This is a genomic window from Nostoc sp. CCY0012, assembly GCF_963920855.1.
GTDB lineage: Bacteria > Cyanobacteriota > Cyanobacteriia > Cyanobacteriales > Nostocaceae > Cyanocohniella.
The window spans coordinates 38,449-51,017 of record NZ_CAWUDM010000021.1 but is presented as its reverse complement, the minus strand read 5'-3'; the positions used below and the strand labels follow the sequence as shown (position 1 = coordinate 51,017).

Annotated in this window: 14 protein-coding genes; 4 read left to right on the top strand and 10 right to left on the bottom strand. The window is 42.4% G+C overall.

Going from position 1 to position 12,569, the window contains the following annotated elements:
- Positions 1-91 precede the first annotated feature (91 nt).
- On the bottom strand, positions 92-766 hold the full coding sequence (purQ, locus tag ACM0OS_RS08470; protein WP_414542730.1) for a phosphoribosylformylglycinamidine synthase subunit PurQ: 675 nt from the start codon (positions 764-766) through the stop codon (positions 92-94).
- Between the two features lie 100 nt (positions 767-866).
- Complete coding sequence (gene purS / locus ACM0OS_RS08465) at positions 867-1,145, bottom strand: phosphoribosylformylglycinamidine synthase subunit PurS (RefSeq protein ID WP_414542729.1); 279 nt, start codon at positions 1,143-1,145, stop codon at positions 867-869.
- A gap of 145 nt (positions 1,146-1,290) precedes the next feature.
- Between purS and ACM0OS_RS08460 the strand changes: the two genes are divergently transcribed.
- Entirely contained in the window at positions 1,291-1,698 is a 408-nt protein-coding gene (locus ACM0OS_RS08460; protein WP_414542728.1) for a Fur family transcriptional regulator, read from the top strand.
- A 59-nt stretch (positions 1,699-1,757) separates the two neighbouring features.
- On the opposite strand, the gene ACM0OS_RS08455 is transcribed toward ACM0OS_RS08460, so the two are convergent.
- Together ACM0OS_RS08455 and ACM0OS_RS08450 are read right to left on the bottom strand one after the other, a co-directional pair.
- On the bottom strand, positions 1,758-2,762 hold the full coding sequence (locus ACM0OS_RS08455) for an SPFH domain-containing protein (RefSeq protein ID WP_414542727.1): 1,005 nt from the start codon (positions 2,760-2,762) through the stop codon (positions 1,758-1,760).
- 67 nt (positions 2,763-2,829) lie between these two features.
- Positions 2,830-3,261 (bottom strand): NfeD family protein, encoded by a 432-nt coding sequence (locus ACM0OS_RS08450; protein WP_414542726.1) that lies wholly within the window; start codon positions 3,259-3,261, stop codon positions 2,830-2,832.
- A 249-nt stretch (positions 3,262-3,510) separates the two neighbouring features.
- Between ACM0OS_RS08450 and ACM0OS_RS08445 the strand changes: the two genes are divergently transcribed.
- Together ACM0OS_RS08445 and ACM0OS_RS08440 are read left to right on the top strand one after the other, a co-directional pair.
- Entirely contained in the window at positions 3,511-5,505 is a 1,995-nt protein-coding gene (locus tag ACM0OS_RS08445; protein WP_414542725.1) for a protein phosphatase 2C domain-containing protein, read from the top strand.
- A 569-nt stretch (positions 5,506-6,074) separates the two neighbouring features.
- Positions 6,075-6,347, top strand: a complete 273-nt coding sequence (locus ACM0OS_RS08440) for a ferredoxin-thioredoxin reductase variable chain (RefSeq protein ID WP_414542724.1) — start codon at positions 6,075-6,077, stop codon at positions 6,345-6,347.
- Between the two features lie 5 nt (positions 6,348-6,352).
- On the opposite strand, the gene ACM0OS_RS08435 is transcribed toward ACM0OS_RS08440, so the two are convergent.
- The 6 genes from ACM0OS_RS08435 to ACM0OS_RS08410 all read right to left on the bottom strand — a co-directional run bounded on the left by ACM0OS_RS08435 (position 6,353) and on the right by ACM0OS_RS08410 (position 11,601).
- Positions 6,353-6,574, bottom strand: a complete 222-nt coding sequence (locus ACM0OS_RS08435) for a hypothetical protein (protein WP_414542723.1) — start codon at positions 6,572-6,574, stop codon at positions 6,353-6,355.
- 200 nt (positions 6,575-6,774) lie between these two features.
- On the bottom strand, positions 6,775-7,566 hold the full coding sequence (locus tag ACM0OS_RS08430) for a YdcF family protein (protein WP_414542722.1): 792 nt from the start codon (positions 7,564-7,566) through the stop codon (positions 6,775-6,777).
- Positions 7,567-7,656: 90 nt separating this feature from the next.
- Positions 7,657-8,160 (bottom strand): hypothetical protein, encoded by a 504-nt coding sequence (locus tag ACM0OS_RS08425; RefSeq protein WP_414542721.1) that lies wholly within the window; start codon positions 8,158-8,160, stop codon positions 7,657-7,659.
- A gap of 12 nt (positions 8,161-8,172) precedes the next feature.
- Complete coding sequence (locus tag ACM0OS_RS08420; RefSeq protein ID WP_414542720.1) at positions 8,173-9,717, bottom strand: AAA family ATPase; 1,545 nt, start codon at positions 9,715-9,717, stop codon at positions 8,173-8,175.
- 182 nt (positions 9,718-9,899) lie between these two features.
- The gene (gene rplY, locus ACM0OS_RS08415; protein ID WP_414542719.1) at positions 9,900-10,199 is read right to left on the bottom strand and encodes a 50S ribosomal protein L25; all 300 of its coding nucleotides are present in this window, start codon (positions 10,197-10,199) and stop codon (positions 9,900-9,902) included.
- A gap of 58 nt (positions 10,200-10,257) precedes the next feature.
- The gene (locus tag ACM0OS_RS08410) at positions 10,258-11,601 is read right to left on the bottom strand and encodes an adenylosuccinate synthase (RefSeq protein WP_414542718.1); all 1,344 of its coding nucleotides are present in this window, start codon (positions 11,599-11,601) and stop codon (positions 10,258-10,260) included.
- 328 nt (positions 11,602-11,929) lie between these two features.
- Between ACM0OS_RS08410 and ACM0OS_RS08405 the strand changes: the two genes are divergently transcribed.
- A complete protein-coding gene (locus ACM0OS_RS08405; protein ID WP_414542717.1) occupies positions 11,930-12,559 on the top strand; it encodes a Uma2 family endonuclease in 630 nt (209 codons plus the stop codon).
- Positions 12,560-12,569 lie beyond the last annotated feature (10 nt).

Below are 12,569 nucleotides of genomic sequence, written 5' to 3'. Positions count from 1 at the left end.
ATAATTCTATTCGCAGCTATACAAAAAATTAAAAGGTACAGCATTGCTGTACCCTTACTTTGTTGACTATGAAAGGCGCGGGCGTAAAGTTCTACGCTAACGCGGCTATTTCCTCTAGTAAGCCCTGAAACATCCTCAACCCATCACTACATCCCAATGAGGCATCTGATGCCCTTTCTGGGTGGGGCATCATGCCCAAAACGTTGCCTTGACGATTGCAAATTCCAGCAATGTTATTTAGTGAACCGTTGGGATTTTCTCCTGCATAACGGAAAACTACTTGCCCATTATCTTCAATCGCTGATAAGGTTGCTTGATCGGCATAAAATCGCCCTTCACCGTGGGCAATAGGCAGGGTGATAATTTCCCCAGTGGTGTAGGTTTGCGTCCAATTGGTATTAGTACGTTCAACTTTCAGGGGAACGCGATCGCAGATAAAATGCAAATCTTGATTCCTCGTTAATACTCCAGGTAACAGCCCCGCTTCAGTTAATACCTGAAAACCGTTGCAAATACCGAGAACGAATTTACCTTGTTTGGCATGGGTAATCACCTGCTGCATCACAGGCGAGAACCGGGCGATGGCACCACAGCGCAAATAGTCACCGTAACTAAAGCCACCAGGAACGATGACGACATCCAAGTCACTAATATCGGTTTCTTGATGCCAAACCATGCGAGTTGGTTGTCCCAGCAAGTCTCTGGTGACATAAGCCACATCACGATCGCAATTAGAACCCGGAAAAACCAAAACCCCAAATTTCATCTGTTTAATTGTTTAGTCAATAGGGACTGGGGCTAGGGACTGGTGACTAGGAACTGGGGAAGAGTTTTCCCCATACCCAATCTCCAATCCCCAATACCCGTTAAATGACTCCCGTCTGTGTTTCTACCTCTATCAAATCAAAGCGATAATTTTCAATCACTGGATTTGCTAGCATTTGGTCACAGATATTTTCGAGGTCTTGACGCGCTTTCTTCTCTTCAGTCGAAGTGATGGTTAGTTCGATGTACTTACCAATCCGCACTTGTTCCACGTTGTCGTAGCCCAGTTGCTGAAGACCGGATTGTACAGCCACACCAGCAGGGTCTAAGACTGAAGGACGAAGCGTTACGAAAATTTTAGCTATATACTTCCTTTGCACAGGCTTTTTGCTGAATGCTGCGATCGCTATACTATAACTTTCTGCCCCAACTGAGTGAAAATAAGATTACGGAGCAGTTACAGTTAATTAATCAGTTAGCCAGTATAACAGCTTCTATTACAGTGGCGAATTTCAATAATTGTCTATGAGAGCCATCCGCACCCGCAGTCAAGAACGTATTTTGAACCTCCTAAAAACTATCAAACAAGGTATTTCTGCCCAGGATATTTACGTAGAATTACGTAATCGTAATCAAAGCATGGGTTTAGCAACCGTTTACCGTTCCTTGGAATCTTTAAAACTAGAAGGTATGGTGCAGGTACGGACTTTGGCTAACGGCGAAGCCCTCTATAACCTGGCCCAACAAGATAAACACCACCTTACTTGTTTGCAATGTGGTGTCTCAATTCCTATTCATCAATGCCCCGTCCATAATTTAGAAGACGAACTAGAGTCCAGCCACAAGTTTAAAATTTTTTACCACACCCTGGAATTTTTTGGTTTGTGTAGTCAATGCCAGATGAATCACGCTACTGGCATTGCTACTGATTAATAAATCTGATGATTCAAAAGGGTTTTATTCAGAAATTCTCACTTCTAACTCCTGTTTTCTCAGTTGGGACGATTATTGTTTACACTTGGCATTTCACTGCCAAATAAGGGGTTAGCAGAAGCGTCGGAAACAATGGAACGCATCCCCTCTAAAGTGGCAGGAATACTGCGGGGGTCCATAAACATTACCTTGCTGCTGTCGCTGCTACCAATCTTCATACCCATTTCCAAATAATTTTGGGCAAGTAAGAACTGCAATGCTTCTTGCGCCCTTGGTTCTGTATTCAGAGTTTTGGTGATAATTTGTAGTGCTTCTGCTGTTGCTTGTGCCTTGAGAACTTGCTGTTGGCGTTCCGCTTGGGCTTGCAAGACAATGGATTTTTGTTGAGCTTCTGCGTGGAGAATTGTGGATTTTTGCCGGGCTTCCGCATCCAACACCTGCGCTTCTGCTTTACCTCTAGCAGTATTCACAGCAGATTCGCGTTCACCTTCAGAAGTGAGAATGGCTGCCCTTCTGCGCCGTTCCGCCGACATTTGTAATTCCATTGATTCCCTGACGGTTTGAGATGGGCTAATATCACGCAGTTCTACCCGCGTAACTTTCACCCCCCAAGGATCAGTAGCTTCATCTAAATCACGCAGCAAAGTTTCACTAATTTGAGCGCGGGCGGTAAAGGTTTTATCTAACTCTAATTTACCCATTTCCCCGCGAATTTGAGTTAGCACCAAGTTAGTCATGGCCGCCTGAAGATTTTCCACCTTGTACCAGGCTTTTTCCATATCCAAGATGCGCCAGTAAACTACTGCGTCTACTTCAATACCCACGTTATCCCCAGTAATACATTTTTGGGGAGGAATATCTAAGACTTTTTCTCGGATGGTTTGTTGGTAGACGATTTTATCCAAAAAGGGAATGACGAAATTTAGCCCTGGTTCCAGTTTTTTGTTGTAGCTACCCAATCTTTCTACCAAAGCTTCATTACCTTGATTGACGACTCTGACAGATCCTGCAACCGCAGAACCACCAAGGGCCAAAAAGACTAGCAAAAAGAAATTTTCTAACATTATTCATTCTCCTAATTTCTGAGTCGTCAGCATCCACTGTCAAGTTTTCGCTTAGTACTCAGCACGTTTATCGCAATAGGTATTCTGGCATCACAATCAAGGTGTTGCCTTCTCTGCGGACTACATACACTTTTTGATGGGGTGCTAAGGTGAGCTTTTCGTCTTCACATTGTGCGCGCCAAGAATTTCCCTCGTATAGCACCCGTCCTAGTTGTCCGGCGGGTATTTCTGTTAAAGTTTCGGCTAAAACTGCATTCTGAATTTTTGACTGGCGTCGTCGCGGTTGCAAATACCGCCGGGAAAGTACAATCAGCATTGTGGAAAGCAGTAACCAAACCGCAACTTGCAGCCATAAATTCGTCAAACCCACAAAAGATAGTAGCGCCACAATTAAGGCACTAATCCCCATCATGAATTCCACAAAAGCCGATGGTAAGAACAATTCCATTAAACACAGAACTGCTCCACCTAGAAGCCAGATTAATGTATAACTTGGCATATAACTTGGCATAGCGCCATCCTAGACACTACATTTACGTAGATGCATTTCTGAGATAAATACACCCAGATACAAACTGTTTACAGAAATCCAGGTTTGGTATTTGTACCATTCATCAATGTTTAATTAATTTCAGTAACAACTTGTAGTCAGGTGTATACAAATCCAGTCTATTCTAGCGTTCAAGTCTTTGACACTTAAATTTAACCGAAATTCACGAGTTAATTTATTCTTGAAATTTATACTTACATGATTTCTACATCCCAGATAATTTATTGTATAAATCCAGACTGTAGTGATCCCATTAATTTTGTGAGCGATCGCCTGTGTGCAAATTGCCAAACACCCTTAGTTCATCGCTATCTCTGGGCTATTGGCTCATGGACAGCAGAAGTATCACCAGGAACTAAAGTAAAAAATAGGTATGAGGTAATTACGCAACAAATTTGGTTGGATACTCAACCAGGACTACCGCCAGAGGTTCCTGAAGAGTTACCAAAAATAGTGATTCCTTACCTCAAATTATGTCAAGAACGGTTACACCTACCCGCAGCCTATGGATTTGTTAATTCCCCCACCGAAGATGCTGACGATATCCTGCTGCTGGAAAATGTACCCATAGATGAAACAGGACAAATTTACCCAAGCATTGCTGAAGCCTGGGAGCAAGTAACGTCCGTTAGACAAGTTTACTGGCTATGGCAAATCCTCCAACTGTGGACTCACTTATTAGAATTAGGAGTTGCCCAAAGTTTACTGATACCAGAAAATTTGCGTGTCCAAGGTTGGTGTGTCCGATTGTTGGAACTGCACCAAACAGCACCCGACCAAAAATTGAGTTTACAGGATTTAGCTCAAACTTGGCAGCCTTGGATAGCATCTGTAAATACCCCAGTCGCCTCAGAGTTAGAACGGATCATTCAACAGATGTGTAGCACTGAGGTAGAGTTAGAAATTATTACGACTCAACTCAATACTTTATTACTAGCATCGGCGGCAGAATTGCCCTTAAGTCTGAAGGTGGCAGGGGCAACGGATATTGGCCCGGAACTGAGACAAAATGAAGATAATTGCTACCCCATTGCTTCTACTGACCCAGATGAGCCAATACTTCCCCGTTTATCCATTGTTTGTGATGGTATTGGTGGACATCAAGGCGGTGAAGTGGCCAGCCAATTGGCTGTACAGTCCTTGAAATTACAAGTTCGTGCCTTATTAACTGAGGTATCAGAACAAAATGAACCCGTATCACCACAGTTATTACAAGAACAAATAGAAGCCAGCTTACGGGTAGTGAATAATGTGATTTGCTCCCGCAATGATGAACAGAAACGCCAAGGCCGAGAACGCATGGCCACAACCCTCGTGATGGCGGTGCAAGTACCGCAACGAGTGAAAACAATTTCTGGATGGCATTCAGACAATGCTCATGAACTGTATTTAGCAAATATCGGTGATAGTCGTGCTTATTGGATAACTCACAACTACTGCCAGCTACTAACAGTAGATGATGTTGTCGCCACAAGAGAAGTCCGCTTTGCCCGCAGTTTGTATCATCCAGCCCTTGAAAGAATGGATGCAACAGCCCTCACCCAAGCCTTAGGCACAAAAGATGCCGAATCTCTACATTTTGTCATGAAACGTTTTATTTTAGAAGAAGATGGCATATTACTCCTGTGTTCTGATGGCTTAAGTGACAATAATTGGGTAGAAAACTCTTGGCGAGATTATGCAGTTCCCGTTTTAACAGGACAGCTAGCCGTTGAAGATGCTATCAGCAATTGGATTAATCTAGCCAACGAGAAAAATGGTCATGATAATACTTCTGTGGTGATGACTGTTTGTCGAGTATCACGACAATATCTAGTCCCAGTTAGTCAATCGCAGTCGTCAGGAGAAATTATCAAAGTCCCAGAACCAGAAGCATCAGAAGAAATAGAACAATTAGTCAGATTAGAGGAGGAATCACCACAAATAGAAGCAGCCTTTTCTCTAGCAGACAGTTCTCAAGCATTACTAGATTTAGATTTGACACCAGAACCAATCCCCGCAACTCCAGTAACCCAAGTCAAACCAACAAAAAAACGTCAGCCTCTGTTACTGGTTGGGGGATTATTAGCTTTATTGATAGGGGGTACAAGTTTAGGATTATTAGCTTGGTGGCAACTTAATCCTCTACAATTTCAACAAATGTGCAGACAACTTCCCCAAAGAGTGCAAACACTTTGTCCCACGCCTAGATAATGAGGAAAGTGGGAACTGGTTATTTGCTTATTCGTATGGGATACAGGAATGGACGATTTCAATCGTCATCTCGGTGGTAAAATGATTTTTAGCGGTAAAGCGCATAATAAGGTGTTTCTTTGCCAGTGAAAGCTGGATTTCTTCACTCAAGATAGCTGGTTAATTCCCTCTGAGACGTACCGACGGACAAGGCCTACCCAGTTAAGTAAGAAAAGATAATTTTTTCGGTTGTAGAACATCAGATGACGGAAAACCCATCCACCGTACTGGCTAAATGATCTACATTGCGGTCTGGCAGTCCGTGAATGCTTGTGGAGGGCTAGACTACGACCTAGAAGTCGCAAAACTCAAGTCCCCTGTGAAGCAAGAATCCCCCGGCTTTTTGTCAAAATGAGCCGAGCGAAGTTTTTGCAGTCGTGGGAGTGTCAATGATGACAATTGAAGCCTGCGTGGGCAGGCTTTGTTTGTGTAGCAGTTACAAAGGTGTGAAACACAGCTTTTGCCTGAATGGGAGGTTACAAATTACTGTTATCAATAGTCTATTTTTTAAGAAAGCAGTTCAGTAAGGAATGCCTGTAGAGATGCTTGTGGAACAGCAAAAGCTAGGTGTAAATGTTGTTATGAAAGTTGGCGATCGCGTCCGTGTTAAAGAGTCGGTAGTAGTCTATCATCATCCTGAGCATCGAGGTCAGGCTTGTGACATCAAAGGTACAGAAGGTGAAGTCATGGGGATAGCTACTGAATGGCAAGGTAGGCCTGTCAGTGCCAACCTGCCGATTTTAGTCAAGTTTAGTAAAAAATTTAAGGCTCATTTACGTGAAAATGAATTAGAAATCATCTAACTCACTCACGAGCGGCGAAACCACTGCAAAATATTCAGTTCGCCGCGCATTTTTTTCAAGTCTTGTCGGTGCTGTTCAGCAGTTGCGTAATACCATTCACGATGACGCTGCAACTCTAAGCGCGTATGCACTTCCTGGTAAAACTGGTAAGTTATTTGGTAATTAGTAAAGCCTTCCTGTACTTCAGATTGAGAGGCTGGAATGATATAAGGTAAATTTTTAGACATAAGTATAAAGGTTAGGGGCTAGTACCGCTGCGCGGAAGTCAAAATTCAAAATATCTCTTTCAGAGACGCTACGCGAACAAAATTCAAAATTCAAAAAGCTTTTATTTTAGACTTTTCAACTTTGAGAAAAGGTATCCATAATTTACGCCTTACTTTACTAGAGGCTAGAAAATATATATTTTCCAATATAGCAATCATCATTAGAGCCAACCGCGCAAGCGATAGACAAAACTACCAATATATTCTTTGAGGGCGCTAGTAAATTGGTGGAGGTTGTTGGTATCAGGTAATAAATTGAGGATAGCCGCTTTGGGTGTGCTAGTAATTTCTTGCATTTCACCTTGACTGACTAGAAAATCAGTAGGTGCAGCAATAGCATCAATCCCTTGGCGTTGGAAAATTTTCAGCGATCGCGGCATGTGCATTGCCGATGTGACTAATAATACTTGGCTAATATTACGAGCCTCTAAAATTTTCTTGACATTTGTAGCGTTTTGATATGTATTCAGAGATTCTGGTTCTTGAATCAGGGCTTCAGAAGGAATACCAATAGAAGTGAGAACATCAGCCATATCCGCCGATTCTGGGGAACCACCGCCACGCCAATCAATGCGTCCCCCACTCAAAATAATCAGAGGAGCTTTATTTTGGCGATATAGTTGAGCCGCATAAATCACGCGATCGCCTGCTTCACTTAAATCAACAGTTGGTCTAGGCGGATAAGCTGATTTGGTCGCCCCACCCAATACTACAATGGCTTCAGCAGTAGGTATAGGGTCAGGTGGAAGATGTTGCCATTCGAGCGATCGCACCAAAGATTTAGATACCCAAGCATTACCACACAAGAATAATAAACCCAAAGCCAAAGAGATAGCGATCGCCGCTACACGTGGTCGTTTCCATAAGGTAATTAGTGCCACTATCAAACTCACACTAGCTAATCCCAGTGGATAAAAAAATAGTGGCAGCAGCTTAGAAAGGTATAAAAACATATTGTCTACTAGAAAATAAGGGAGATTAAAAAAGTATTTTTGTTCTTATCCCCTTGTCCCCTTGTCCCCTTGCTCTAAATTCCCAATCCCTCACCTTTCCCAAAACCTAAAATTAACACTACCAGAGGGACGACGATAACGCCGAGTAGTTCTTCTTTTCTGCTGTCTGGTGATTCTGTCTCTAGAGTTTTCATCTGTGACTACTTCTAAACTTTCAACTGGTAACTGAGTTCTCGCTACCTCATTGCTTCCCCACCAAGCGGTAATCCAGCCACCACCAATAGCCGCTATTCCTCCCAGCAAGATACTCATAGGTGGAGAATATCCCAAAAATACAAAGCCTAAGAGAAAAAATAACCAGTATTTAAGTCCAGCATCAATGCCATCAGAAGAAGCTACAGTTGTCGGCTGGGGACTGTGTTTACTGGCATTGGTAAACCAACCTAAAATTAACCCAGCAATAATTCCCAGGAAGATGCTCAGGGCTAATGTAAACCCTGCCATCAATAGGATGAAGATGAGGAATCCCCCAAAGATCAGTTGAGACAGGAATGCAGGCGATATGGGGGGCAAACCGTTATTTTTTTGTGCCATAAGATAAAAACACTATTGGCGAATTACTTGATCTAATTGTGCTTGTTGTGGTTTAGTTGTATCCCAAATTTGCACGTAGGGTTTTTCAGATGGGGTAAATGGTTCGGCTTGCTGGAGTTGTGATGTTAATAAATCTACTGTGGCATCAGCAATATCACCACTACGATTGGCAAGACGTTCTTGTACCACTTCTAAAGGTGCTGTGCAGTAAATAATTTGTAGAGGGATTTGGTGGATTTTGGCTTGAGCGATCGCTTCTTGTCGCAGTTGTTCTTTGTCATATTTGGCATCCAAAATTACATTAAAACCTTGATTAGCCAGTATAATTCCCAAATTCAGTAACCGCGCATAAGTTTTTTGGGTCATCTCAGGTGTATATAAATCATCCCCACCGCGTTCCCGCAGAGAAATTCCTCCCAAATGTTTCCGCACAGCATCTGAGCGAATCTGAATTGCACCCAATTGACGGGCTAAATATTTTGCTGTTGTGGACTTACCAGAACCCGACAAACCAGACATCAAGAAAAGTTTTCCTTGTTGGGGTTTAGTATACTCCCAAGACTGCTTGTAATAGTCGGCTGCTGTTTTTGTCGCTTCTTCTTTGGCCGCTGCTGGTACGTTGGGATCATCTAACAAAAATGAAGTCACCTTAGCGCGGACATAGGCTTGGCGGCTTAAATACAAAGGTAGTACCTGTAAGCCTTCCCAATCCCCTGTTTCCTCAACATAGGCATTTAAAAACGCATTACCTAAGTCTTGGCGTTGTCGTGCTTCTAAATCCATGACTGTAAACGCCACGTCATACATGACATCGACAAAGCGAAATGGCTCGTTAAATTCGATACAATCAAACAGGGTAATTTTCCCCTGCCACAGAGCAATATTTCTTAAATGTAAATCACCGTGACATTCACGAATATAGTTATTTTCAATTCTGCTGGTAAATAATTCTGGACGTTCTATAAAAAACTTATCTGTATATTGCTTTGTTTCCTTAAACTGTGGCTTTGTTTGGGGGCCACCTATGTATTTTTCAGTTTGCTGGTAGTTCTCATCAAATGCCGCCCGCACTTGCAGGATTTCTCCAAAACTACGAATATAATCATTAATTGCAGCCTGGGCATGGTATTGAGCAACAACACGGCCCAATTCTTCCATGTGGTCTTCAGTTAATTTACCTTGCTCAAATAATGTGGTAAACAACAATTCTTGGGGAAACTGACGCATTTTTAAGGCATATTCCACCGCCTTTCCGGTTCCTCCCAGATGATATTCCTCATCATTCACAGTCACAGGTAGCACTTCTAAATAAAGTTCAGCTGCACTGCGTTGATTTAAACGCAACTCTTCGTGACAAAAGTGCTGACGTTTTTCTAAAGTGGAAAAATCTAGAAAGCCAAAATTTACGGGTTTTTTCAGCTTATAAGCATAATCTCCCGTTAGTAGCACATAAGAAACATGAGTTTGAATAAGTTGAATTGGTTCTGTTACTGGATGGGGGTAAAATCCAGGCTGCAACATCTGCTGAATTAAAGCTGGAAGGTTGACTTCTGTCATAAAAATTTGGGGATCAGGCTTTTCTCGATGTTTCTTAATTACGAATTAGTATCATCCCATGCTTTCAAGCTGTATGACTAGCAGGCTGATAGCTTCACAAAAAAACCAGGGTTTAACCCCTGGTTCAATCAGCAATTATTACAAACTTTGAAGTAGTAATAAAGACACAATATATTTCTGTGTTAGCCTTCAGCGGAGGCAAAAAAGCTGATATGGTATGTTGTCCCCTTGGCTGGATGAGTTTGGACTTCTCTTAGTACTGTTGTACCACTCCATTCAAGCTCAGGGATATTCAATTCAATTTTTGTTTTGTTAACAGTAGCTTGTTTGAGCAAGCGCTCAACTGTTTTCGCTTCCACTACCAAAGAAATTGATTCGGTACCTTTGTGACCGTACAAATTGGCAGGGATAAGACCAGAACGGCGTAAAGCATTTGGCTTGCTACCTTCTGGGCGCTTTTGAGATTCGACTGTAATAGCCATACAAGTTGTTAGTTATCAGTTATGAGTTGTGGTTTGTCAGTTGTCATTTAATGACCAACTAAGCACTTAATAAAGATGCTGGTGTCCCATCAGGGTGCAATAAAGCACGTTTTGGCCCGTGAATTGGGTCTTCTACGATGATGGTTTGATCGCGGCTAGCTCCTAAAGAGACTATGGCGATGGGAACTTCCATTAATTCTGCTAAGAATTTCAGGTAGTCTAGTGCTTGCGGTGGCAAGTCTTCTAGGGTACGACACTCGCTGGTTGACACCTGCCATCCTGGTAAGGTTTTGTAGATGGGGCGACAGCGAGCAAAGGTTCGTGAACTGGTGGGGAAGTGTTCGCAGCGATCGCCATCTATTTCGTAAGCAACACAAACTTGGATTTCCTCTAATGTGTCGAGGACATCTAGTTTGGTAATCGCCATACAATCCATGCCGTTAATTCGCACAGCATAACGTCCGATGACAGCATCAAACCAGCCGCAGCGCCGTTTGCGTCCTGTAGTTGTGCCAAATTCCGCGCCGCGATCGCACAGTAGTTCTCCCACTTCTCCATCCAATTCGGTGGGAAAAGGCCCTTCCCCCACTCGCGTAGTATACGCTTTTGACACTCCAATCACCCGATCAATCATTGTCGGGCCTACCCCTGTACCAACGCAAGCCCCACCAGCTACGGGGTTAGAAGAGGTAACATAAGGATAAGTCCCATGATCTAGGTCGAGGAGCGTACCTTGTGCGCCTTCAAACAAAATATTGCGCCGTCGCTGAATTGAATCATATATTTTTAATGATGTATCAACCACGTAAGGCCGCAGGCGATCGGCGTACCCTATATACTCTTGAATTACCTCTTGAGGATCTAGGGGCGGCAAATTGTAAAGTTTTTCTAAAATAACGTTTTTATAATTAATCGTCCATTCCAACTGTTCACGTAGTGCATCCAGGTTCATCAAGTCTAAAATCCTGATACCTGTACGCTCTGACTTATCAGCATAAGTTGGGCCGATACCCCGTCCAGTCGTGCCGATTTTATAAGTTCCTCGTCGCTCCTCTGATGCCTGGTCAATCAATCGATGATAGGGCATCGTTACATGGGCTGTTTCAGATATCAACAGCTTGGCAGTAGAAATTTTTAATTCTTCCAGTTGATCGAGTTCTTTAATCAAGACCTGCGGATCAATGACTGTTCCACAACCGATAATACACTCGGTATTCGGATACAAAATACCAGAGGGAATCAAGTGTAGTTTAAAGGTTTGACCCTTTACTACAATAGTGTGTCCAGCATTGACACCACCTTGATAACGGACAACGACATCTGCGGAGCGGCTAAGTAAATCTGTTATTTTACCTTTTCCTTCATCGCCCCACTGGGCACCTATGACAATAACGTTAGCCAAGAGTTTATATTATGAGGTAAAGTTTCCACAAATTACAATTATCTACACATTTTGAGAATTTTGTCAAGTAATTTGGTAATAATTTATATCCATGAATGATGATGGCAAATCGTAGGGGTGCGATAGGCGTACAGCCTACGGCATCCGGAGGCTCTAGCCATGCTCTCCGGGCTTATCGCCTCTGGAACTGCGCTTTGCCTACAATTGTTAATTCTTCAAACAAAATAGCTGATCAATGTTTAGAAAAATCAGGCAATACAGGCAATATTTAATTATAAGTCAAATGCCTTGCTGACATCCTATAGGAGTTCAGGAGTTAATAATCATTATGATAGGTGTTAAAAATCGAGCCGATAGAGTTGTACTTTATAACATTAGTTGGCAACAATTTGAAAACCTTTTGCAAGATTTGGGAGAAAGTCGTGCAGCCAGAATAGCTTATGATGACGGTAACTTGGAAATTATGACACCTTTACCAGAACACGAACACTATAAAGAAGTAATTAGTGATTTAGTTAAAGATATTGCTGATACCCTTGATTTAGATTATGAAAGTTATGGTTCAACCACCTGGAAGAGAGAAAGCCGCATGGCTGGTTTAGAGCCAGATAATTGCTTTTATTTCCAAAACGAAGCAGTAATTAGAGGAAGACTAGATTTAGATTTAAACCAAGATCCGCCCCCAGATTTAGCATTAGAAATTGATGTTACCAGCAAATCGTTAAATCGGTTTCCTATTTATGCGCGGTTGGGTGTTCCTGAAATTTGGTGTTATGACTCTGGAGAATTAAAGATTTATCTGTTGCAAAATGGTGAATATGTGGAGTCAGAAACAAGTTTGGTTTTTCCTAGTTTACCAATTCGTGAGTTACCCAGATTTATTGAAGAAAATCGCACTGAGGGAAGAAGGGCGATGAGAAAAGCAGTAAGAGGTTGGGTGAGGGGTCTATTAGGTTAGATACAAGAGT